The sequence below is a fragment of the Desulfosediminicola sp. genome, from assembly GCF_048381775.1.
Lineage (GTDB): Bacteria > Desulfobacterota > Desulfobulbia > Desulfobulbales > Desulfocapsaceae > Desulfopila > Desulfopila ganghwensis.
This window is the reverse complement of sequence record NZ_JBLXGE010000002.1, coordinates 163,308-186,574: the sequence shown is the minus strand read 5'-3', so window position 1 is coordinate 186,574 and position 23,267 is coordinate 163,308. Positions and strand designations below refer to the sequence as shown.

The window sequence follows — 23,267 nt, the reverse complement described above, 5'->3', positions numbered from 1 at the left end:
CGATTGTAACTGGTTACGAGATAAGGCTGAGTGGTGAGAGACGATGGATGAAGAGTATGGGATGTCGCAAAATGATATATTGGGCGCTTCCCCCAAAACGCTCAGCTTTACAGAGGTTCTGACCTCAGATTGCGTAAGTATCGATGTTCGTTCCCCCAAGGAGTTCCTCGAAGGCTCTCTGCCCGGCGCTATAAATATTCCGGTTTTTGATAATGAAGAACGCGAACTGGTTGGTACCATCTACCGCTTTGGTGGACGGGATGAGGCTATTGATACCGGGTTTGATCTGGTTACCTCGCGACTGAGTACCTTGCTCGCAGAGCTTGAACCCTATAGAGGTGAGAGGATCGCTGTCTTCTGTGCCAGGGGGGGGATGCGTTCCCGCTCTGTTGTGAACCTTTTAAACCTGAAGGGCTATGATGCCATCCAGGTTGAAGGTGGTTACAAGGCGTACCGCCAGTTGGTGCTTAAAGAACTTGAACGCTATAGCGCAGAATGCATAGTGCTTCACGGTCTCACCGGAACTGGTAAAACCAGAATTCTGCAATATCTGGATAATGTAATTGATCTTGAAGATCTGGCCCAACACCAAAGCTCTCTCTTTGGCGGCCTGAACAGATCGCCACGAACTCAAAAAAGCTTTGATTCCTACCTCTTTGCGAAGATAGTCACCCTTGACAAAGGCCCGGTTTTCGTGGAAGGGGAAAGCAGGAAAATGGGTGGGGTTTTCTTGCCGAAAGGCGTGGCGGATTCCATGAAACGCGGGCACCATGTGCTGGTCACCGCCTCGGTTGAGACCCGGGTTTCACGTATACTGGAAGATTACCCGGTAGAAGACGAACAGACAGTGGAAAAGATTGAAGCGATACTCAATTCAATGAGGCGAAAGCTTGGACATGGGCTGGTGGATAGAATGATTGTGCTTCTGAGCCATGGTAATCTCGCCGAACTGGTGCGCTTGCTGCTCGTTGAGTACTACGATAAACGATATGGCAATTCCATGGCGCGGAACATGTTTGAGTTGGAGCTCTCCTCCGAAGATATTCCAGACACTGCCGAAAAGCTCCTCAATTACCGTAATTCGCTGTTACGCTGATTACCGTCCCTGCTAAGGAGAGAGTCGGAAAAATGTATTTCCCATTCTCTCCATCTGGTCTTCCAGCAATTTCGAGCTGGCAATAATCGCCATAAAAAACGTGTCGTCTCGTGTACCGGTTGAGTTGACACTGTATATGTTGCAGGAAATGTGCTATGTGTGCAGTGGCACGAGGTAACTGGCCGAATAGTGTGGAATAATCAAGGATTAGAATTTCATTAATAATGTGCAGGATAAAAGCTGGGGGGAGTCCGGTGAGAGGGATGAAAAAGAAAGAAGCAGGAATCGGTAGTATGCGGGAGCTGGTTGTGGCGCTGATTGCGGGTCTGTTGGTGATTGCCACTGTGGCTGGTGCAGCAGTGGCCAGTGATGAAAGAGTGGACAATCAGTTGCGTATGGCAGTCTTGCCAATCCCGGATGTTCTGCCGATTTATGTGGCGGAAGCAAATGGATACTTTGCCGAGGAAGGTATCGTGGTTGAAGCACTGCCGGTGGGTAGTGCCGTGGAGCGTGATCAGTTGATGCAGGCTGGCAGAATTGACGGCATGATCAATGAGGTTGGTGGGGCGGCGCTCTTTAACCGTGACAGGGTGCAGATGAAAATTGTCTCCTATGCGCGTGTGCCAATTGATGAAGCACCCCTTTTCAGAATACTCGCTGCGCCCGGCAGTGAGGTGGCGAGCGTAAGCGATCTTGCCGGAATACCCGTGGCGGTCTCAAAAAATACAGTAATCGAGTATATCACCGGTCGTTTAATGGCCAGTGGAGGTGTTGCTGCACAGGATATCAAGTTCGCCTCGGTGCCGGTTTTGCCAGAGCGGATGCAACTGCTCCTCGCCGGTCAGATCAAGGCGGCGACTCTGCCTGATCCCCTCGCTTTTGCCGCTTTGCAGGCGGGTGCGGTGGAGGTTACCAATGATCTGAAAGTGGCAGGGTTGAGTGCCAGTGTCATCAGCTTCAGTGTTGCAGCAGCCGACGAGAAACATGCGGCTATAGAAAAATTCATGCGGGCCTGGGACAGGGCCGCTGCGGATCTGAATGATAATCCGGACAGATACCGGGAACTGATGCTGGCCAGGATTCGAGTGCCTAAAAATGTTCAGCAGTCGTTTCGCATTCCACCTTTTCCAAGGGGGCAGGTTCCGAGCAAGCTGCAATGGGATGATGTTCAGCAGTGGCTGCTTGAGAAGAAGCTGCTTGAAAAAGAGGTGAGCTACGAAGACTCGGTAACGGAGAAGTATATTAACCGTCAGTAACTTTGATCGGGTGTAACATTGAGGGCTGAAGAGGTAACGTGCAGCATGTGCCGGCAGGGTGTGAGATGATTGAAATAGAAGGATTAGGCTTTTCCTATGGAGATGGCAAACAGATCTTTGCCGACTTCGGTCTGGTGATTGGCAGCGGGGAAGCCTGGACGATTATCGGACCATCCGGTTGTGGTAAAACCACGCTGCTTTCCATAATAGCCGGGATGCTGAAGCCGGATAAGGGTGTTATTCGCATGGATGGCGAGGAACTGCTCCGGGCCAGGCCCAGAACCGGGCTGGTGTTGCAGGATCATGGCCTTCTACCCTGGGCCACGGTGAGAGAAAACACCGAACTTGGACTGAAAATCCGTAAATTTTACGGGCCAGACGGTGTTCACAGCCCGGTTGATATGGAGACCGATGAGAAAAAGCTTGCAGAGCGGATTGAGTATTGGCTGAGCTGGCTAGGCATCAGTGAGTTGCAGCAGAAATATCCTGCCGAACTCTCCCGTGGGCAGCGGCAAAGGGCGGCCATTGCCAGGACATTGGTGCTTGAGCCGGATCTGTTGCTGATGGATGAGCCGTTTTCCGCCCTGGATGCACCGATTCGGGAAGAGCTGCAGAAGGTTATGAACTCGTTCCACCTGGAGTCAGGTCTTACCTCCATTACCGTTACCCACGATATTGAGGAGGCGGTGGTGCTCGGGGAGAAGATCCTGGTTCTCGGTAACGATACCAATCGCGAACCGGTGGTGATAGAAAATAACCTCACCGGCAGGATCGACAAACGAAATGATTCTGAATTTCTTGAGCGTTGCCAGCAATTGCGAATGACCATCGGCTCGAAGACAGTCACCCAAAATTCAGCAGTACAGCAGTAATTATGAAAAAACCAGTAACCCTTGGTTCTACATTGATCGGTCTCGCCATGTTCTTCATGCTCTGGCAGATAGGGGCGATGCTTCTTAACAGACCTATTCTCCCTTCTCCCCTGGTGGTGGTACCGCTCTTTTGCCAGACCATCTTCGGTGAACTTGGCCTACATCTTCTGGCGAGTAGCGCGAGGGTCCTGGCCGCCATCTTTATTGCCACGGCACTCGCTGCGCCGACGGGGTTGCTGCTTGGGCAGATGCCGCAGGTGGACAGGGTGGTGGCGCCGCTTATCGCGATAATCTACCCCATACCAAAGATCATCTTTCTGCCTGTTATCTATGTGGTAATGGGCATAAGCGATTTTTCCAAGATAACACTTATTGCCATTATCATTTTCTTCCAGATTCTGGTGGTGGTGCGTGACGAGGCCTCCTGTCTGAGAAAAGAACTGATCCTTTCCGTACGTTCACTGGGGGCAGGGCGAATGGCATTATTTCGATATGTTTATCTGCCGGCAACGCTTCCAGCGGTATTGACTGCTCTCCGGGTTTCTGTGGGCACTGCAATCGCTGTACTTTTTATCGCGGAACAGTCCCTGACCCAGTATGGTCTTGGCTACTATATCGTGGTCGAAACCTACCAGGTGCTGATGTATCCGGAGATGTATACCGGTATCCTCGCCATGGGATTGCTCGGGGTGGCGCTCTATTTTCTCATCTACTCTATCGAGTTGCGGGTAAGTAAACATCTCTACCTCAGGTAGGAGATTGTAGTTAAGATAATTGTAAAGGAATGAAACGAATTTGATGAACGGTTCAGAATCTAAATTATACCTATGGTACCTGGCGATCCGGCCCAAAACTCTGCCAGCGGCGGCGGCTCCTGTTGCCGTAGGCAGTGCCGCGGCCATAGCCGATGGCGTTTTTGCTTTTCTACCTGCTTTTGCGGCGTTTCTCGGGGCACTGCTGTTGCAGATAGCGGTTAATCTGGCCAATGACTATTTCGATGCCAAAAATGAGATCGACGGTGAGAAACGGCTGGGGCCGGTGCGTGTCACCCAGAGCGGGTTGATCCCACCCAGTCAGGTGAAGGGGGCAATGGTGGCGACTCTGGTTGCCAGCGGTCTGGTTTTCTGCTATCTCACCCTGGTTGGCGGGCTGGTCATATTTCTGGTGGCTGTGGCTTCAGTGCTGGCGGCCCTGGCATATAGCGGGGGCCCCTATCCGCTGGCATCCCATGGACTCGGGGAGTTGTTTGTCTTTATTTTCTTCGGGCTGGTGGCAGTTTGCGGAACCTATTGGGTTCAGGCGCTGAGCCTGTCCTGGCTGGTTGTGGTGGCATCTATCGCGCCGGGCCTGTTGATTTCAGCTATCATGGTGGTCAATAACCTCCGCGATATACCGACCGATGAAGAGGCTGGCAAGAGGACTCTGGCTGTTCGGCTTGGTAGAATGAAAACTATTACCCTCTATCGTGCTATGGTGCTGGTTCCGTATTTTATGATGGTACCGCTCGCCTTTGCCGGCGTTGGATTTTCTGTGCTGTTTACCTTCTTCACCCTGCCCATGGCAATTATGCTCTGTGATGAAGTCCGGGGTATCAGCGGCAGCGACCTCAACTATACCCTCGCCAGGACGGCTAAGCTTTCTCTCTTCTTCTCCCTCCTCTTTGCCGCTGGCTTAATCGTATAACAGAGAATAATTACGCTTTCCCCCCTCGAATAAACGGGATCATGGTCGCCATTCCGGCAATAACAATTGCCAGGGCGACCATGGCAGTTTTCAGATCATCGGGCAGGATATTGATGTTTGAATAGACCTGGAAATTGTCAATTTTTTCAATCATCGAACCGTTCTTGACATAATACTCGGCAATTATTTCGGCCCTTTTAAATGGCCAGAGTGTATAGAGTGAACCACCGATCAGTCCGATAAGAAAGCTCACGGTCAGGTCGTGAAATCGCGTCAGCGCATATTCGATAACCCGGGCAAAGCTGAGCAGCCCCACGACAATGCCAAGCGCCATTGCGGCCAGAAAGCTAATGTCATCCAACAACAGGCTGCTTATTCCTGCAATTGCCGAGATGACAGTGAAATACTGGCCAAGTAGAATCAGCACCAGTGAGCCGCTCACTCCAGGGAGTACCATGGCGGATATAGCCAGTACGCCACAGATAAAGATAAACGCGAATTCACCGGAACTGTACTTGCCTACATAGCTCAAAGGCGCGGTAGCAGTCTGTTGCAGCGACTGGCCCGATTGGGTACTGTCACCGATGAATTCAGTTTGCAACAGTTCAGATTTATGCAGGGCTTTCTGGTACGGGTCGACTGTTGCCGTTATTGAAACAGTGAGGATAATACCGATTAAGGCAGGCAGGATCAGTGCGATATGGCGTCTCTTGATCATTTTCCAGGGCACAAGTATCGAGACGATAATCAAGCCGAAGAAATAGGCGTAGGTATAGACAAAGTGATGAAGCAGCAGATGTTTCATCAGGGCTGACATGCTAAAGATGCAGACCAGTGCGCCCAGGGCAAGAATAGACATGAAGGGATAGTCGTTTTCCTGGAGGTAGCGCCAGAGTCGTGTTCTGTTGTCTCTGGTGAATCCTGACCGGAACAGTTGGCTGATAAGCGACAGCAGGGTGCGAACGGATTTGGGCCCCAGTTGATTAAGAAAGTGGATCAGCCTTTCATAGACGCCAAGGATCAGCGCAAAAGTGCCACCGGATACTCCAGGTATAAGATTGGCGAGGCCAATAAGGAATCCAATGCTGAAATTTTTGAGTGTCTGCATAGTTGGGCTGGCAAGTTGCATTTGTCGAAGATGAAGGCCGGCTGGAGCAAAAAAGGCCTGATAAGCAGCAATTATAATGTGGCAGGGCAGCTACTGGTGTAAGTGAAAAGTTCAAAATTGCTGGTACTATACTCAGTTGAAAAACGAAGGAAAAGTATTTTCTCAGGAGATCATAGCGAGGTATTGGTAGAGCAATATTCGCGAAAATACGTTTTTTTATGCACAAAAGGTGGACAAAACACAATCTGTTCAGGATAATAGCGGGTGGATAAACTGTATTTGAGTGTTGTATCAGCTAACATGCAGCTGGTGCGGATGGAGCATAATCTTGTGTGTTTGGCAGGTGTTACTCAATAATTGGCAGCACCCTGATGAAACATCGCAAACGGAGGATATATCCTTGAAGTTACTGATTGCTGAGGATGAGTATACGACTAGACTTACCGTGCAGGTAGTTCTCGAACGCTGGGGCTACAAGGTCGATGGTGTTGAAGAGGGTACCGAAGCCTGGGAGATACTGAAAAAACCGGATGGCCCCCAGATTGCGATTCTTGACTGGGAGATGCCTGGCATAAACGGCGTGGAACTCTGTGAGAAGGTAAAGATGCTTGAGCGTGACACTCCGGTGTACGTGATCATTCTTACTGCTCGTGATGCCCAGAATGATATCCTTCAGGGATTTGATGCCGGAGCTGACGATTATATTACCAAGCCTTTTGACGAGCACGAATTGCGAGCCAGGGTACGGGTCGCGGAACGGTTGGTGTCGATCCAGGAGGAACTCGTTATCTCAAACAACGAGTTGCGAACAGTGCTGGATCATGTCGAAATGCTTCAGTCGAACCTGCCAGCTTGCACAATATGCAACAAAATCAGGGATTTTGATGATTCCTGGCACACAATGGAGGAATATACTGAAAAGAAAGATGATCCCCGTTTTCAGTATACCATCTGCCCAAATTGTCGTATTGTCTGAAGCTTTGGCAATTCCGGGTTTCCCTGAAGCGACTGGCTGCTCTTATCCAGGGCAGCTGATGAGTTGTATCCTAAAACAAAAAAAGCGGCGGAATCATTTCTGATTCCGCCGCTTCCTCACGTCTGGTGTATAGCACCAATCAACGCGGGTTACTCAACGCATTTGCCTCTCATGTCAAGAGCTGGCGGTCCGAGCCAGGTGCCCTTGAGCAGCATGTTGAAGTAAACCCATTTGAACATCAGCTTGGAAATGTGGTTCATCTCAGTGTCTTTCAAAAGACCGAGTGGACCTACCGCTGGCAGCGGATAGTTTCCGGTGAATGGCTGAGTGTCGTAGTTGAAATCGATGATGTAGGCTTTCCCGAAGCCTGATTCAATGAATCAGACCGCATGCCCGTCGGACCGGGCATGTTGTTCACCGCCTTCGATGTACGCCATAATATTCTCTTCGAGAATATCACCCTGGAAGTGCGCTACCGCACCAGCCTTGGAGGTAGGAACATCAGTTCCGTCACCAAGTACCCAGACATTGTCATATCCGGCAGGCTGCAGGGTGTGCTTGTCGACAGGAATATATCCCATCGGGTCGGCGACATCTGAGTCGATCATTGCATCAGCACCGAAGTTGGGCGGAATGGAGACCAGCATGTCGTAGTTGACCTGGGTTCCGTCCCACGCCTCGATAATCTTCTTCTCAGGATCTACTGAACCGAGAGCGAAGTTCGGGGTGATGTTAATGTTTTTCTGCTCACACGCCTCGGTGAGAATTCTGGTGGCAACAGGCTTGGTGAAAGCGCCGGAAAGCGGAGTGACAAACTCGATTTCGACTTTTTCACGGATGCCCTGGGTGTGGAACCACCAGTCAGCGAGGAATACAAACTCAAGAGGAGCAACAGGACACTTGATAGGCATCTCTGCTATATTCACAACGAGCTTACCGCCTTTGAACTGCTTGAGAGCTTTGTTCAGGGCGATGGAATCATCGTAACGGTAGAAACCGTGAATATCATTACCCCAGCCTTCTTTCAGGCCTTCAACTTCTTCAGGTTTGATATCACAGCCGGTGGACATGATCAGGATATCATAGGTGAACTTACCTTCGGTGGCAGTGGTGATTTCCTGCGCATTCCAGTCCACGTTGGTAATCTCGGAGATAACAAAGTCAATTCCGGGATTCATGAACTCTTTCTTGGTTCGCCTGATATCCTTTGGTTTATTGATGTCGAACGGTACGAAGAGGTAGCCTGGCTGATAATCGTGATTGTTATCACGATCGATGATGGTGATAGACCAGTCATCACCCAGGTGGTTCCTCATTTTGTTCGCCATCATGGTGCCACCGCAACCGGCACCGAGAATGACTAACTTCTTCATGACGTTGATCGCCTCCTTTAGGGCAGGTTTCGAACAGGGACGGTTGTTGCCGGCCTGTTCTGTATAGTAACTTCGAGCGATTGACTGTTATTATTTTTTCTGCATGATCTGAACACAGGCACCCATGGACTGAAGCATCATAAATGCTGCGCCAAGTGATTTCTGGACATCCGGATTCATGAGTTGTTTAACAGCTCCAATAGGTGATACTGGCTTGATGTTGTTAAAATTAATAGAGTTCATCACTTTGATGATCTCTTCAGCCTGTTCCTCGGAGATGGTGAATTCCTTGACGTTGGAAGCGGCTGCTCCCACAACTTTGATGATACCACCAGAGTTGTCGATGGCTTGCTGCAGCTCGTTAAGCGCCACAATTACCTTCGGATAGACAATCTTGGCGACAGGCATGAGATCGTCTGTCAGTTCGATACCGGCACGGAGGAAGCCAAGAGCTTCGTTCATGGCAGGTACACTGATCAGCAGATTTCTCAGCAGTGCCTCGAAATCGGTGAGGGTAACGGCTCCTTCAATCTCGTAAAGGAATTTGATGAGATGTGGGTAAACCTGATGGGCAATGGGCTCGATGTCGCGACACAACTCGTTACCAGCCTTCATTTTAAAGAGCATGGAGTTAATGTCGTTGACACTGATCAGCAGGTTTTCGACCAGGCAGTCAAGATCCTTCTCATTGTATTTGCCATCGAATTTGGCGAGCATTGGGACAGATGCAGAAACAGCCGGTTGTGCGGAAGTGGCGGGCACTGGCTTTGCGTCCTTAAAAGCCTGCACTTCTGATTTCAGCGACTGAATTTCGCTTGCAAGGTTGTCCAACTTTTCCAGAATCAAAGCTTCGTTCATCGTTTCATTCCCGTTCGTATATTTTCCGTAACAACTCTTCGAGTGCAGTCTCGCACTGCACATGTAATCTAAATCTGTCGAGCAATTCGCGGGCCTGGCACCAAAAATCCGGCTCCGGAAAACTAAGGCCCGGTTCTGCATATATTCGATAAAACTTTGTTGCACCAACTGAAAAAAATGCTACATTGTCGGATGCGACAAAGTCGTGCGCGACGTAGTGGTACCAAATGGAGCATATGCTAACATAAACCACTTCGTTCGTATACCTCAAAATACATACCAATGCAAAAAAAACGGCGTTTAAAACAGTAAAGGCATATTGGTATCACCAATAATGCTATTACTGGTAAAGGCTTACCGTAGAATTATCTTGAATTGGTAATATGTTCCGACCGTTTCTATTTCTGGAATTTCGAATACCTACAATGTAGTAGTCCCGTAAATTTCGGCCTGATTGGCGTGTCAGATTTGTCTCTGATTGGTTGATATAAACCCAATGATGACCCAATATTATCCATCTTTTGCTGTTGAACCTGGTTGGGAAGGCAGGGGTGGTGTTGTGGCGATTGTGCGGTATTTTTCTATGGCACAATGTATCGATGGGGACTGTCGAATACTATCCTGACAATATTTGATTCAAGACATTAAAAGACCTGTTGCTGTCTGGTCGATAGACAAGACCTATTCAGAAGGTTTCTTTTTGGAGTATAAACGGGAAATTTTCGTTAACGGTGAACGGCTTCTATACCTGCTTCTTCAAATGTTGCCATTTCTCGCATTACCCGTGCTGCAAGTTCTATCATATTGATGGTGAGGGCTGCGCCGGTACCCTCTCCGAGACGCATTTCCATGTCCACTACCGGGTGAAGATTCATGTGTTGCAGGGCTGCGATCTGCCCCTGCTCCACTGAGCGATGTCCAGCGATAAGGTATGGACCGACATCAGGACAGATCTGGTAAACGACAAGTCCGGCTGCTGTGGATATGAGTCCATCCAGGACAACACATTTGCCATGGGCTGCGGCTGCAAGAACGCAACCCGCAATGCCGCAGAGTTCAAAGCCGCCTACTGCGGCGAGAATCTCTATCGGTTGATGAGGCTTTAGCCTGTGCAGGTGGAGTGCCTTTTCAAGTACCTCTATCTTTCGCTCTAACCCTTTGTTGTCTACCCCTGTGCCGCGCCCGGTCAGCTCCGCCACAGGAGTTCCGGTAATAAGAGAGATTATCGCCGAAGCGGAGCTGGTATTGCCAATACCCATTTCACCAAGGCCGATTACGTCGCACCCGCCGGCATCAAGTATTTTAGAAAACACTTGCGCGCCTACCTCCATAGCCGCAACAGCTTCTTCTATGGTCATGGCCTGCTGCAGGGTGAAATTGCTGGTACCCTCCCGCACCTTGCCATGAATGAGCAATGGGTGGGCGGCGAATTGCCCCTTGACTCCCATATCGACCACTTTGAGACTAATGTCAAACTGTCGGCAAAAGGCATTGATCGCGGCTCCGCCATCGAGAAAGTTTTCGACCATTTGTTTGGTTACCTTGGACGGATACGCGGAAACACCTTCCTCCACTACTCCGTGATCTCCTGCAAAGACGACCATCTGTTTATTCTCGATGCGAGGCATGAGGTTGGACTGGATGGCGGCAATCCTGACGGCGAGTCGCTCTATCTTGCCGAGGGCCCCAAGAGGCTTGGTCTTCATGTCAATTTTCTTTTGAGCTGCTGTCCGTATTTCTTCAGACAGCGGCTGAATCTTCCGGATGAGATTGGTCAGTGGCAGGGAGAGCAGGGAGTTGGCGGCAGACTGGTTGCTGGTAGAAGGAACGGCCCTGGCAGGTGGGCCGGGTGAAAATGTAGTAGACGTGGTTGTATCTGAGCTGAAATCGAGAACATATTTCAGCGCGTTGCCATCTGCTATTGCGGGCATTACCGAGGCAGCGTCTTCAGCCGTTAAAAACTTTTCAATAAGAAGGAGCAGCCCTTCCCCGTGCAGCCTGCAGAATTTGACAGCCTCGAACATGTCTGCCCTGGTAGGGCCGTAACTGCCAATAAGCTGATTTTCTTTATAATGTAGTAGGTTCAGGAGGTTTGTGTCCAACTCCTCATTTTTCTTGAGGCCGGAGAAAAAACCAAGTTTGCCGCCTTTTTTCAACTTGGTGATGCAAAGTGCGCAGGCGATCGGGCTGTCACAACAGTTGATGGCCAGATCAAAATCGCTATCCACGGTATCTTTCACCACGGCAATTTGGTGGGTGGAGGTGAATGGTGTCGTTTTCGCTATCTTCTCTTCACTTTGTTCGATAACAGTAACCATGCAACCCCGGACCTGGCAGGCCAGGGCGGTGAGGAGTCCTACGGTTCCACCGCCATAAATAATGACACGTTCCCGGCCTGAGATGTTGAGCGTTGCCAGGCAATGGAGAACACAGGCGATGGGTTCGGTAAAGACCAACAGTCTGGGATCTTGTATGCCTTCTGCCGGTATGAGTGAACGGTTGGGAACATCAAGCCAACTGCTGAACCCCCCGTCAGAGTGAAACCCGATGATTTTCATCTCTTCACAGAGGTTATCTCGTCCGTTGAGGCAATAGCTGCATTTCCAACAGGCCTGGCCCGGCCAGATGGTAAACAACTCACCGCTGCTTTCATTGATCGCCGCCACTTCATGACCGAGTACTCTCGGCAGTTTCAGATCGCGATGACCACTTTTCCACATCTTGGCATCTGTGCGACAGATGGCGCAATAGAGCACCTTGAGCCGGATGTGGCCCTCAGTCGGTTGGTCAAGCTGCTTGGGGTTGACGCTTGTCGAGGAAAGCTGTTGTATCGCGGTGAGTTGAATTCGCTGTTGCATGTCAGGGAGTGTATTCGGTTTCGGTAATGGTTAGCTGCATAATCCTGGCATCCGGATAACCATTTTCATGTAGCTGTTTCAGGTTCTCTACAACCAGCTGATACTGCTCAGGGGGATAGACACTGGCTTTGCTCATCTTGCAGATTTCAATGTTCTCCTGCCTGAAGCGGAAGTAGCGGTCGGCTTCTTTAAGGACCAATAGCTTCATCAGTTGAGAACCTCGCTTTTCAGTTTCTCAAGACGGGAAAGGCTGGCCTCCCGGTCACTGCTTTGGGCTCGTACCCACTCATGCAAAAGCTGAAGAGCCTTGCCGCTGGTAAGGATGGCATCGGCCATTTTGACACCCTCTTTCATGGTGGTACAGAGGCCACGCAGGTGGAAAATACAGGCGCTGTTTAAGAGGATTGCGTCGCGTTTCGCCCCGTTTATCTGACCGGCAAGCAGCGCGAGCATCTGTTTTGCTGCTTCCTGACGATCTGTCTCGGGAGCAAGTTCTTCAGGCTGATGTTGTATCAGGCCACAATCCTCTGGGGTGAAACTGAATTCTGTGAGCGTACCTCCATGCAGACGGACTCCGTAGGTAGTGCCGCAGACGGACGCCTCGTCCATCCCCTTATCACTTCCCTCAATTGAGCCGTACATGACCATTGCGTCAAGATAGCCGATGGAGTCCATCACCCTGGCGACAGGCATCAGTAATTCACGGGAGTAGACACCGCGCACTCCATATCTGGGCAGGGCGGGATTAGCCAGGGAGGCTGCGATATTTAATGGTGAACCGAAGCGAATCTGTGAGAGTATTCTCCCCAATGCCAGGGGGTGAACCTGCGGGCTCATACCGTTAAACAGGCCAAGCCCTGTGGTCTCGATGGAGTTAGCGACAATATCGACACTGCATTCGACATCGACCCCGAGACTTTCAGCAATGTCCACTGTTCCGCAGGTGGAGGAAATGGCCCGGGCGCCGTGACGGGCAACCTTTACGCCACCGGCAGCGGCGATAATTGAGGCGGCAGTGGAGATATTGAAAGTCTTAAAACTGTCCATGCCGGTACCGCAATTGTCAACGACCTCGTCAGCACAACGCAGGTGAGTTTTAGTGGTGTCGAGGTCGTAAATCGCTCGCCATCCACCGGCAACCTCGGGAGCGGATTCACCTTTGGAGGTGAGGGCTGCGAGAAAGGCGCCCTGCTGCATCTCGGTTACCTCGTTGTTGAGTACCATGCAGAAGGCTTCATAGGATTGAGCTTCGCTCAGGTCGGTCTTGTTAATAAGCTGACTGATGAGTCCCCCGAATTTCTGGTTGTTATCAATGTCCATGAGATTTTGTCCGGCTGAAGGTTGTAAAAAAATACTGACCGAGGTGTGATGCAGCCCGGGACAGCTCTGCAGTATCAGCCTGGCAGGGATGAGAGGAGGGACCTCATAGCGGATTCTGGCAAAGCAGGTGGGTCCTCTCTCTGTATCTCCTGCAAGCCCTGCCGCTGCATTAAAAAAAAAATGCCTCGGCGGGATCTGTCAGGCAATACAGAGAACTCCAGTGGAACTCTGAAGGCGACATGAACATATCGCCTGCGGGCAGGCTTTCTGACTTACGGATTAACCTGTTGCGGCCACCTTCCCAGAGCATAAGCTCCAGTGATCAGCCGAATAGTTCAGGGCATGGACATTGACCGGTAACTGGTGAAAAAAACGGTTCGTTGCCCAGCCGCAGCAGACTCCGCTTACAGCAATGACTGGCTTGTGCCGGATTTGCACCGGCTTTCCTATTATCCCCGGTGCCTGACTGGTAATCAGGCCCGGACGCACCCGCTAGCTTTCTATATACCTGTGCCTGGCAGTGCTGGCAACAAGATATCTTTTGGGGATTGTTGCAAAAGAGCATCTCCGTGCGCTATGGTGCGTTTTTTAAAGCAAGGGGCAGGGGAATTTTTTTACAGGAGGGTTGACGATGTCTCTGGATGACTACTCAGATGAGTTTATCATAATGGCGTACAGCTATGATCGTTATGGTGTGATGGAAGCGCCTGACGGTTTCGGCACCAGGACCGGGGATTGTGGTGATACTGTAGAATTTTATCTTTTGGTGGAGAACGAGCGTGTCGAGGGGCTCACTTTTCAAATAAACGGCTGTCTGAATACATTTGCCTGCGCCAATACTATCAGCTATCTGGCAGAGGGGTGCCAGTTAAGTGAATGCTGGGAGATTACGCCGGAAAAAATTATTGAGTACCTGAAAACACTTCCAGCTGACCATCATCATTGTGCAGAACTGGCTGTCGGCGCCTTTTATCACAGCTTGAATGATTATACCGGTAAAAGACGGCAATAAGGGTCGCGGCAGGAGCGATAGAAATACGGCAGCCAGTCCTCTCAGATGGGAATGTGTTCTTTTTTTTAATGGTGACGAATGACTTCAGTTAGCGAACGACCATTACCGGGATGTCGCAGCGGGATAGTACCCGATGGGTGACACTGCCCAGAAAAAGACCCTCAATGTCACTCAGTCCCCTTGAGCCCATGACTATCAGATCACATCCTTCGTTATTGGCAATTTTGCAAATCTCATCACCGGGGTGAAAGGCAGAGCTGATGACTTCGTTATAGGTAATTCTGTGATCGTTGAGGTAGTTGCGATACGGTTTGAGAACGGTATCCGCCTCTTCCTTCTGGGCGTTAATAGCTTCTTCGCGTGGTTTACCGGTGATAATGGCAGGAATAAGCCCGGTAATGTACACCAGCACGATTTCGGCCTCCATTGCCGTGGCTAGGGCGATGGCATGCTCTTTGGCAGTTCGGGATGTTTTGGAACCATCGACGGGGAGCAGGATCTTGGTGAATTTTTTCATTGCGGGGCCTCCTTGGTGATAGGACCGTTGCGGTACGGTTGCTGCCTGAAGTGGGGAGCCGGTCGTGCAAACAGCTGGAACCGGATGCAGATCGTGAGCAGCATCATGAACTGTGCTCATTCTTTTCTTTTATTGTATTGGAGGGGGGGAGAGGATGTCAAACCCCAGAAGGGGCTGCAGCCGGGAGGAAAGAATGTGCAATAATCGGCAGGTACAAAATATTCTGTTTTGTACCTGCCGATTATCTGACCCTGGTTAGAAGTTCTTGCCAGGGTGGGCAAATCGTGTGGTGCTTCAATTAGTTTTTGAAGCTGTGGATGGGGGCCGGAATACGGCCGCCCCAACCGATGAATCGGGAAGACTTACCGGTATTGCGCAACTCCATGATCGGGCTGGCTCCAAACAGGCCGCCGAAGCTGACATGATCACCAGCTTCCATGCCGGGGACAGGGATGAGGCGGGCTGCGGTGGTCTTGTTGTTGATCATGCCGAGTGCCATTTCATCGGCGATAATGGCGGAGATGGTGTCGGCATCAGTTGACCCGGGAATGGGCACCATATCAAGACCAACAGAGCAGACGCAGGTCATGGCCTCAAGTTTTTCCATACAGAGTGCGCCCTCGCCGACCGCATCGGCAAGCACGGAATCTTCCATCACCGGAATAAAGGCGCCGGAGAGCCCGCCGACATTTTTAGAGGCGAAGATACCGCCTTTTTTCACCGCGTCGTTCAGCATGGCAAGAATAGCGGTGGAACCCGGAGCACCGACCGCGTCAACACCGAGAATCTTGAAGATCTCGCCGACGCTGTCGCCGATAGCAGGGGTTGGGGCAAGAGAGAGGTCAACCACACCGAACTCGATACCGAGGGCCTTGGAGACCTGTCGGCCGACGAGCTCACCGCAACGGGTAACCCGGAAGGTGGTCTGTTTGATCTCTTCTGCGATTTCGTCAAGGGGCAGGGGTTTGGTACCGTTGTGATCCTCGATCAGTCTCTCCAGTGACCTGGCGATAACGCCGGGACCGCTGACGCCGACATTAAGCACAACGTCAGCCTCTTCAAGTCCGTGGATGGCACCGGCCATAAAAGGATTGTCGCCGGGCTGATTGCAGAACACAACAAACTTGGCGGCGCCGAAGCCGTTTTGCTCTTTGGTTTTTTCGGCGATCTCCTTGATGGTGGGCCCCATCATGGCCAGAGCATCCATGTTGATACCTTTCTGGCTGGTACCTATATTAATGGATGCGCAAATTTTATCAGTCTGGGCAAGAGCTTCGGGCAGCGACTTGACGTATTCATGGTCGGTGGCTGTCATGCCTTTTTCCACCTGGGCAGAGAAGCCACCCAGGATATCAACGCCCACTGCTGTAGCAGCGCGATCAAGAGCTTTGGCAAGTTCAACAAAGCCGTGCTGATCAAAGCCCGAGCCAACGAAGGCGATTGGGGTGACGGAAATACGCTTATTAACGATGGGGATGCCGAGATTTCGACTGATCTCATTGCAGGTTGCGACGAAATTTCCGGCAAATCTGACGATCTTTTCTTCAACTTTTCGGCAGGTATCCTCAACATCGGTGCCACGGCAATCAAGCAGGTTGATACCCATGGTGACGGTGCGCACGTCGAGATTCTCTTTCTGAATCATCTCAACGGTGGCGAGAATCTGGTCTGAACGTAACATGATCAACTCCTGGTCGTGAAATGTGAGGATTAATGCAAAGTAACTTCGTGGGTTGCCTGAAAAATATCATTATGCTGCATCATTACTTTCAGGTCGGTCTCTTCGGAGAACAGAGCCAGCGACTCCTGAACGGTGGCAATGGATTCAACCTGGGTAAGATCGAGTTGCAGCACCATGGTGTACTGGCCGTCGCGCAGGGTCGTTGCGAGGTCACGGATATTTATATTGTGATGCTGACAGAATTTGCTGACCTTATGTACCAGGCCACTCTTGTTTTTACCCTGAGCGGTCATCACATAGGTGTCTGGAGGAAGCGGCATTGATGCTAACTCGACATGCTCATGCATCACTTTGATAGCGACCTCAAACTTGACTGGAGTGTTGATGTGGGAAATTTCCGCATGCACGTCTTCGGGGGTGACATCCTCGTCAAACGTGGCGATCAGGATCATGTTCAGATAGCCGCAGAGTACAGACTGGTTGAGGTCTGCCAGATCGCCGTCGAGGGTATAGATTGCTCCGGTAATATCGGCAATTACCCCGGGTCTGTCTTTTGACATAACGGAAATAATCATCTGCTTTTTCATGGAAGGTACTCCTGTCCGATAGGGGGAAAGAAATTGATAAGCGTCTCGAAACACTGTGTGACGCGGAGGATGTAGATTATCTAGATGGACAGACAATATCGCACTGTTTTTGTGATTGAGCAACCCAAATATTGCAGAAAATGGTTTTAGATAGTTGGGTGAGGTTGTTTCAAAAGTGAAATTGAACAAATGTGGTTATAATCGTAATTACCAAACGTTGAAAAAAATCCATGGAACGGAGCATAGAAAGACATAAGAGGCAAGTTATGGTGATAAAAAGTATTCTCGGGAATCGGGGCAATGTACTGGTGGTAATGGCGTTGTTCAGTTTCCTGGTTCTTTTGAGTGGCTGTGGGCCGGCAAAAGACTATGCCAGGGTAACTATGAACTGGCAGGTTGATCAGGAGTTCAAGAGCGGAAAACTCCAACCTGAATATCGCTATTATTTTAACGGTCCCTCGGGGGAGCCGACCGCTTTGCTGGCATTGAGAAAAGAGTATCAGCTCAAATCAGAGTTCTGGCATGAGTTCAAGGTGGGTGGTCAGCTGAAGAGCTGGGTGGAAAACTTTCCCGGTAAGTTCGGTGAAGTCGATGATATAGAATATATCCAGATCAAATATCGCGGTATGGAGATAACAGGAAAAAACGGTGAGCGGATCGGTATGCTCTACACAAAATACTATTACGTAGTTGCCTGGTGGGGTGAGGGCAATCAGATCATTGTCACCCAGCCGGAGCCGAGCGGGGGCCAGCGTGGAATCTGGTCACTTCGCAGGAAGTGGAGTTATGATTAACAGGGGCGGAAGTCAGGTGCGAGTCGAGTGGTTTGGAGATTTCTATACAATCGTGCTGGCTGAAAAGGAAAAAATTATATCCGAGCTGTTGTTGAGAGGCGAGAGGCGACAGCCGGGATACATTCAAGCCTATGGGTGTTGAATGTCACCAGCATTATTCCTGGCGGGAAAAAACCGGTATCTCCTGTGCAGGTTATACCGGGTGCCGAACCATAGCAGAAGATACCGGGGACCAGGTCAGGGCCTGGCGGGGTAATGAGCAGAGCAGCCCGGGTCAGGCTGTGTTTTCTTCATCACCCCTGATTCCGTGTTTGAAATTTCGAATTCCCTGTCCCAGAGAAGATCCTATTTGCGGCAATTTGCCGGCACCAAAGACAATCATTACCAGCATCAGGACAATGAGTAATTCCTGGGTTCCAATTCCGAACATCTACTCTCTCCTGTTATCTGATGTGGGGGGCAGGCAGTCCGAGTATCGGACTGCCTTGACGTGTGGCTCAGGGTGGATTAGCCCGAATTTCTCATCAAGAAAGTTTTCCGCAGATCGAGATACAGGCCGTGGTGCTGTATTAATCTACCGCCCATGGCCTGTATCGAAGAGTATGCGGAAGAAATCTCTTGACCGGCAGGGTGACCTGTTTTGACCTGAAACGAAAAACACTCCGATTTTCAACTCAACTAATTCATTGTGTGTCAGCAATAATTTGAGATTCAGATCAAAAAAGTCATGAGAAATCCGGCTTAGAATGACTTGGTCAACGTCAGGGTAACCATTGAGCCTTCTGCGGTATTCCTGGCTTCAAATTCACGCAGAACCCGCAGGTTGGCCTGTATCAGGCTGGGCAGATGCATCAGGTTGATCTCGAGCCCCAGTGCCGCAGCTCTTTTGCGTTCGTCGGCAAATGTGCCCGGGCCGTCATCGCTGTCATCTTCGAGCTGCCAGTAAGCACATCCGGCAATTCCCGGTCGTACCAGAAAATTATCACTGACGTGGAACATTTTACCCAGGCCGTATTCGACCACAAACTCGGAGCCGGGAGTCACGCCCGTGTCATCCTGTTCAGTATTGACGAGGGTTCTCGTCAAGGCACTGAAAGAGAGCGTCTTCTGTTCGTCGAAGAAGTACGTGCCGCCTAAAGTCAGCATACCGGACCAGTATCCCAGACCTGGAGAGGCTGGCTTATGCGCGTCATACTCTCCTGTAGGTGCTATTATCGCCAGCCCGAGAGAAGCATCCCAGCGCTTGCCGTGCCAGCCAAGCGCGAACGGCTCAAGGACTATATCTCCCATCGATAATGATTTGCTGTCGGAAATGCCAAAGTCGGTGATGCTGATATCCTTTGAAACCAAAGGCACAATGAGGTTATAGGTGTAATCTGCTCCCAGAATTTTGATGCCGGTAACATGGATAAAACGGTGAACGCTGGAGAACACGTCAAGATTGAAGTCGAGGCCGCTGTTATCGCCACTATCGTTGTTTGTCTGGGTAGGATTGTACCAGGTGTTATAGACTCGGTAATGGAACCCGGGAGGGGGCATGGAGGCGGCCATGACGCCCTCGCCGCCGAAGGGATAATGAGAACCTGACGTTGCAGCAAAGGCTCCTGCAACTGAACATAATAGTAGGACGCATAAAGCAAGTGTGGCCAACAGTTTGGTGATTTGACGCATGGTTCATCTACCTTCCTTGAAATGATTATGCTGCAAATTAAGCCGGATCGGTAAACACTGTTCTTTAGCGATTCCGGCACGAAAACCAGTATTCTCATTTAGACATTGCTTCGAGGGACGGCTCGTCTAGCGGGTTCATGTATCTGATTGTTTTTTCAGGCGCTCAGTCCATTCCTGCAGCTCTTCTCCCGAAAGTGTTGGCTCAATTTTCGGCTGGGGCTTTGTCAATTCCGTGGAAATGGTTTTGAGTTCAGACGTAATGCGGATTTCCTCGGCAAGATTCATCCCCACGTCGGTCATGATCAACATGGAGCTGACAAGAACAAAAGCAACAATCAGTTGTTCTTTGGGGTTACTGTTACTGTTACTGTGTTTTTGTTGGGCCATATATTTTTCAGCCAGGTTTTAAGGAATCTGATAAACGCTTCTAGTGGCTTGAGCGGGCAAAGATAGCGGCACCATGGGCGGTGAACAAAAAGGGAAGCCAATATCACCAGGGCCAGTAGAAAAAACTGCGGGATATTCCCTTTCAGATCGAACAGGGTGCCGAATATTTCATAACTGGATATTCCAGGATTGCGGTACATCAGGGCAACGAGGATCGCTGCCAGGGCCAGGCCGCGCTGCAGCCACTTCAGCAAAGACCTGTAGCGAGATATGGCATAGGGCTTGGCGCCACCGATTTTGCCCATACACTCCTGTGCGGCCCCAAAAGGGCAGAACCATTCACAGTAGGGATTTTTGCCTGACGCCGTCAAAGTGAAAAGGATCCCACCGAGCAACAGATACCAGTAGAGATGGGTGTGCCAGTCCGGCCAGAACCCGAGCAGCATCTTGTTGATAAGAGAAATGGTCAGAGGATTTGTATAGATAAAGCCGAGGGGAAACATGCCGGTCAGCATGCAGAACCAGCGTAATTTTTTCTTGTAGCGAAACGATTTTCGATGGCCGATGAAGCCAAGGGCAAACAGCGCCAGCAGCACGATTTCCGGCAGACCGAATACAATTTTTGGCGGTGCCTGCGCAGGAACAGAAAAATTCAGGTTCTTTTCGGCCACCAGACGGCTCCCGCGCAGTGCGGCATCTGCAATCCCGCGGGAGGTGTACGTCGCTCCGCTGACAGCATCAATATCACGGCCGAGGGTAAACGGGTCCCTAAAGCTTTTACCGATCAGGCCGGAGAAAAATCCGTTTTCCTGAACCCGTTTAAACCAACTGGGAGTCTCACGATGGCGGACAACAGCCAGACCGACGATCCTGCCCTGCAGATCGGTTGCGACTGCAAGGTTCATCGGTCCTCCGTAGCCGTTCCCTTCTCCGACAACGATGTAGCCTATAACCTGTTCTGAACTATAGGCCGCATAGCTTCCGCTTCGGGTTTTTTCAAGGCGCTCGGCCTCGGGCATCGCCTGGTGAAGATAAGGCTCCATGTCCCCATTTTCACGGTTGAAGCCGATCATCCAGGCAGCAATGATCAGCACGATTGTTACTACGGCAAAAACGCGTTCTCTTTTTTTTCGCCTGTCGGGTTGAGCCGCTCGTGCTGCCTGGTATCTGGCCCTGTGACTGCTGTCCGCCTGGGTGGGCGTTTCAGTGAAGGATTCAGATTGCATCGTGTTGTACCGCTGTTTTGCCTTTGTTATAGAGTGCCTGCATTTTTATTGCGGACAGTCGAAATTCTTCTGTGCCACAGTGCCGTGGAAGATATGGAGTCAACCTGTTCAGGGTTACTGGTTGGAAATCATCCTGCCTCGAATGGAGCGTCGAACGATAACCGCCATGATAATGATCGGCAGTCCCAGAAACACAACACTCAACCAGGCAGCTCGGGGCTCACCTTCATTAAATGAGGAGATAAAGGTTTGTCCCAGAAACATGAAGGTTACAAAGGACAGGGTTGTAAGGGTCAGTTCATGCCAGACTAACTTGACACATTTTTCCTTGAGCAATGAGTAGAGGAAAAACGCTCCACCGCCCATGATAAAGCCGAGCAGCACATACCAGAACCAGTTCCAGCTAACGATACGCATGATATTCTCCTTTCTTTATGAGCGTGATTTGTCGAGACCGAACAGGGGAATGTCCATCGGATTGACATCCCATGGAGATTTCTCCTGTGCAGGTTCCTGACCGTAGCCAAAGACATCATCCAGCTCGCGTATGGCATTGTTAAGAGCAGGTGCTTTGGAAATGGCGATGCGAACCAGATCATGCATGACCGCTTCATCGAACTTGGTAAAAGGGCAGACGGCCTGGCAACGACTGCAGTCCGGGTCTCCGCCGAGCATATAGGAGTAGCACTTCTTGGCATCCTGATACCAGCCCTTGATCCCTTTTGCCTGCCAGGATTTATCGCCGCCCCAGAAAGGTTCGCTGTCTTTCGGAATTGCTTCAGACGGACACATTTCAGCGCATTTTTTGCAGGCCTTGCAGAATTCGAGAATTCCCGCGTCGATCGGCTTGGTTTCTGCCAGCGGAAGATCTGTTACGGTCAGCATGACTGTGCGGAAATTGGTACCCCACTGCGGGCTGACTAAAATGCCGGCACGACCGTATTCGCCCAGTCCGGCCATGACACCGAAACCGACGGTGCGGCCAACGGAGCCGGTATGGCCGCCGTAGTGCTGGTAGCCGAGGCCGCGCAGGAATACGTTGATGCGGTTGGAATAAATATTGGCTCTGGAATAGGCGGCGGTATTGGCAGATGCCCAGCTCATGCGGTCGGTGTATTGTGCCATCCACAACGATTGTGGAATGACTGCGCAGATGACCCACAGGTCCTTGTCGGGCAGGATGAAGGTGCCGTCCCCGGCATCGTAGCCTTTTTCAACGTTTTCAAAGCGGACGGAGCCGTACAGGAGCTTTTTGGTTCTTTTGTTGAGCTTGACAAAGCCCATGTCGGCTGCGCCGAGGATGCGTCCGGCCACCCGTAACATGCGAGAATTTTCCTCAGGAGTACCCTCGTACCGAGGGACTCCAAACTGATCCGGGGTATAGAACATGGTCGGATGTTCCCAGCCGTTGAACGATTTGATATCGGGACCGGTCCATGAAGGGGCGATTGAACTCAGCGCGCCCCAACCCCAACAGTTGGCATCTCCCAGGGCACGGTCACGAAGAGAATAGCCTGGAACGTTTTTTCTGACCTTCTCTGTTGTCGAGGCAATGTTCTGGGCATGGATTGCCATGTATTCCTCTGGCTTATCCCAGCTTTCAGGGTTGAACAGGGTTTTATGGACGCCTGGAAATATCTCCATATTGTCCCAGTCGATCTCCACGGTTGGTTCATCGACCTCCTTGACCCACCAGGGCAGACTACGTTCCGCATAAGGTGAGGCCATCATCTCATCCAGATCGGCAAAGGATGATTTGGACGTTGAGCCAAGCCCGATAGCTCCTGCACCGACGACTCCGGCTCCCAGACCCAACATCTTCAGGAAGTCTCGCCGCCCGACTGTTGAGTGATAGGTTGATTTTCGCGAACCCGATTGGCTCATGTTTATACCTCCCATCGTTTAAAAAAATACAGGGATATTGGTTCCCTGCGCCTAGATCGATTTTTGGGAGTGTATATTAGAGGGAGGGGGGATTAATAAAACACCCCT

At 50.7% G+C, this 23,267-nt stretch carries 24 protein-coding genes and 1 riboswitch; of the genes, 9 read left to right on the top strand and 15 right to left on the bottom strand.

All coding sequences use genetic code 11. The features are described from left to right. Positions 1-61: 61 nt before the first annotated feature. The 5 genes from mnmH to ACN5NT_RS03715 all read left to right on the top strand — a co-directional run bounded on the left by mnmH (position 62) and on the right by ACN5NT_RS03715 (position 4,907). A complete protein-coding gene (gene mnmH / locus ACN5NT_RS03735) occupies positions 62-1,096 on the top strand; it encodes a tRNA 2-selenouridine(34) synthase MnmH (RefSeq protein ID WP_419174546.1) in 1,035 nt (344 codons plus the stop codon). Positions 1,097-1,359: 263 nt separating this feature from the next. After that, complete coding sequence (locus ACN5NT_RS03730; RefSeq protein ID WP_419174545.1) at positions 1,360-2,352, top strand: ABC transporter substrate-binding protein; 993 nt, start codon at positions 1,360-1,362, stop codon at positions 2,350-2,352. A gap of 65 nt (positions 2,353-2,417) precedes the next feature. Further along, the gene (locus tag ACN5NT_RS03725; protein ID WP_136795245.1) at positions 2,418-3,224 is read left to right on the top strand and encodes an ABC transporter ATP-binding protein; all 807 of its coding nucleotides are present in this window, start codon (positions 2,418-2,420) and stop codon (positions 3,222-3,224) included. 2 nt (positions 3,225-3,226) lie between these two features. Next, the gene (locus ACN5NT_RS03720) at positions 3,227-3,979 is read left to right on the top strand and encodes an ABC transporter permease (RefSeq protein ID WP_217907630.1); all 753 of its coding nucleotides are present in this window, start codon (positions 3,227-3,229) and stop codon (positions 3,977-3,979) included. Positions 3,980-4,022: 43 nt separating this feature from the next. Next, a complete protein-coding gene (locus tag ACN5NT_RS03715) occupies positions 4,023-4,907 on the top strand; it encodes a 1,4-dihydroxy-2-naphthoate polyprenyltransferase (RefSeq protein WP_419174544.1) in 885 nt (294 codons plus the stop codon). Positions 4,908-4,917: 10 nt separating this feature from the next. Here ACN5NT_RS03715 and ACN5NT_RS03710 read toward each other — a convergent pair whose 3' ends face one another. Continuing rightward, positions 4,918-6,015, bottom strand: coding sequence for a DUF368 domain-containing protein (locus ACN5NT_RS03710; protein WP_419174543.1), 1,098 nt, complete (start codon positions 6,013-6,015; stop codon positions 4,918-4,920). A 400-nt stretch (positions 6,016-6,415) separates the two neighbouring features. On the opposite strand from ACN5NT_RS03710, the gene ACN5NT_RS03705 reads away from it, so the two are divergent. Both ACN5NT_RS03705 and ACN5NT_RS03700 read left to right on the top strand, forming a co-directional pair. Then, the gene (locus tag ACN5NT_RS03705) at positions 6,416-6,991 is read left to right on the top strand and encodes a response regulator transcription factor (protein ID WP_167495613.1); all 576 of its coding nucleotides are present in this window, start codon (positions 6,416-6,418) and stop codon (positions 6,989-6,991) included. 125 nt (positions 6,992-7,116) lie between these two features. Beyond that, the gene (locus tag ACN5NT_RS03700) at positions 7,117-7,362 is read left to right on the top strand and encodes a hypothetical protein (RefSeq protein WP_217907629.1); all 246 of its coding nucleotides are present in this window, start codon (positions 7,117-7,119) and stop codon (positions 7,360-7,362) included. 9 nt (positions 7,363-7,371) lie between these two features. Here the strand turns inward: ACN5NT_RS03700 and ACN5NT_RS03695 are convergent, their stop codons facing one another. The 5 genes from ACN5NT_RS03695 to trpD form a co-directional block, all read right to left on the bottom strand. Continuing rightward, positions 7,372-8,364 carry an NAD(P)/FAD-dependent oxidoreductase gene (locus tag ACN5NT_RS03695; RefSeq protein WP_419174542.1) on the bottom strand — a complete coding sequence of 331 codons (993 nt, stop codon included), beginning with the start codon at positions 8,362-8,364 and terminating at the stop codon, positions 7,372-7,374. 90 nt (positions 8,365-8,454) lie between these two features. Further along, complete coding sequence (locus ACN5NT_RS03690) at positions 8,455-9,222, bottom strand: DUF1641 domain-containing protein (protein ID WP_419174541.1); 768 nt, start codon at positions 9,220-9,222, stop codon at positions 8,455-8,457. 725 nt (positions 9,223-9,947) lie between these two features. Next, entirely contained in the window at positions 9,948-12,080 is a 2,133-nt protein-coding gene (gene cobT, locus ACN5NT_RS03685; protein WP_136795240.1) for a nicotinate-nucleotide--dimethylbenzimidazole phosphoribosyltransferase, read from the bottom strand. 1 nt (position 12,081) lies between these two features. Next, positions 12,082-12,288 carry a hypothetical protein gene (locus ACN5NT_RS03680; RefSeq protein WP_136795239.1) on the bottom strand — a complete coding sequence of 69 codons (207 nt, stop codon included), beginning with the start codon at positions 12,286-12,288 and terminating at the stop codon, positions 12,082-12,084. Next, complete coding sequence (gene trpD, locus ACN5NT_RS03675) at positions 12,288-13,400, bottom strand: anthranilate phosphoribosyltransferase (protein ID WP_419174540.1); 1,113 nt, start codon at positions 13,398-13,400, stop codon at positions 12,288-12,290. Before trpD ends, ACN5NT_RS03680 begins: the two co-directional genes overlap by 1 nt. Positions 13,401-13,639: 239 nt before the next feature. After that, positions 13,640-13,908: riboswitch (cobalamin riboswitch) on the bottom strand. A gap of 123 nt (positions 13,909-14,031) precedes the next feature. On the opposite strand from trpD, the gene ACN5NT_RS03670 reads away from it, so the two are divergent. After that, positions 14,032-14,412 carry an iron-sulfur cluster assembly scaffold protein gene (locus ACN5NT_RS03670; protein WP_136795237.1) on the top strand — a complete coding sequence of 127 codons (381 nt, stop codon included), beginning with the start codon at positions 14,032-14,034 and terminating at the stop codon, positions 14,410-14,412. Between the two features lie 88 nt (positions 14,413-14,500). Here the strand turns inward: ACN5NT_RS03670 and ACN5NT_RS03665 are convergent, their stop codons facing one another. From ACN5NT_RS03665 to ACN5NT_RS03655, 3 genes are all read right to left on the bottom strand, one after another. Further along, on the bottom strand, positions 14,501-14,929 hold the full coding sequence (locus ACN5NT_RS03665) for a universal stress protein (RefSeq protein ID WP_167495611.1): 429 nt from the start codon (positions 14,927-14,929) through the stop codon (positions 14,501-14,503). Positions 14,930-15,227: 298 nt separating this feature from the next. After that, positions 15,228-16,610, bottom strand: coding sequence for a PFL family protein (locus ACN5NT_RS03660; RefSeq protein WP_136795235.1), 1,383 nt, complete (start codon positions 16,608-16,610; stop codon positions 15,228-15,230). Positions 16,611-16,639: 29 nt separating this feature from the next. Then, positions 16,640-17,197 carry a glycine cleavage system protein R gene (locus ACN5NT_RS03655; protein WP_136795234.1) on the bottom strand — a complete coding sequence of 186 codons (558 nt, stop codon included), beginning with the start codon at positions 17,195-17,197 and terminating at the stop codon, positions 16,640-16,642. 266 nt (positions 17,198-17,463) lie between these two features. On the opposite strand from ACN5NT_RS03655, the gene ACN5NT_RS03650 reads away from it, so the two are divergent. After that, positions 17,464-17,991, top strand: coding sequence for a hypothetical protein (locus ACN5NT_RS03650; protein WP_419174539.1), 528 nt, complete (start codon positions 17,464-17,466; stop codon positions 17,989-17,991). A gap of 274 nt (positions 17,992-18,265) precedes the next feature. On the opposite strand, the gene ACN5NT_RS03645 is transcribed toward ACN5NT_RS03650, so the two are convergent. The 6 genes from ACN5NT_RS03645 to ACN5NT_RS03620 all read right to left on the bottom strand — a co-directional run bounded on the left by ACN5NT_RS03645 (position 18,266) and on the right by ACN5NT_RS03620 (position 23,159). Continuing rightward, entirely contained in the window at positions 18,266-18,421 is a 156-nt protein-coding gene (locus ACN5NT_RS03645; RefSeq protein WP_419174538.1) for a twin-arginine translocase TatA/TatE family subunit, read from the bottom strand. A gap of 311 nt (positions 18,422-18,732) precedes the next feature. Continuing rightward, positions 18,733-19,662, bottom strand: coding sequence for a SphA family protein (locus tag ACN5NT_RS03640; protein ID WP_419174537.1), 930 nt, complete (start codon positions 19,660-19,662; stop codon positions 18,733-18,735). Positions 19,663-19,797: 135 nt separating this feature from the next. Beyond that, positions 19,798-20,049: a hypothetical protein gene (locus ACN5NT_RS03635; protein ID WP_136795231.1), complete on the bottom strand. Its 252-nt coding sequence runs from the start codon at positions 20,047-20,049 to the stop codon at positions 19,798-19,800. Continuing rightward, positions 19,998-21,275 (bottom strand): FMN-binding protein, encoded by a 1,278-nt coding sequence (locus ACN5NT_RS03630; RefSeq protein ID WP_419174536.1) that lies wholly within the window; start codon positions 21,273-21,275, stop codon positions 19,998-20,000. Before ACN5NT_RS03630 ends, ACN5NT_RS03635 begins: the two co-directional genes overlap by 52 nt. Positions 21,276-21,389: 114 nt before the next feature. Continuing rightward, positions 21,390-21,692, bottom strand: a complete 303-nt coding sequence (locus ACN5NT_RS03625) for a hypothetical protein (RefSeq protein WP_136795229.1) — start codon at positions 21,690-21,692, stop codon at positions 21,390-21,392. A 15-nt stretch (positions 21,693-21,707) separates the two neighbouring features. Next, the gene (locus tag ACN5NT_RS03620) at positions 21,708-23,159 is read right to left on the bottom strand and encodes a reductive dehalogenase (protein WP_419174535.1); all 1,452 of its coding nucleotides are present in this window, start codon (positions 23,157-23,159) and stop codon (positions 21,708-21,710) included. Between the last annotated feature and the right edge of the window lie 108 nt (positions 23,160-23,267).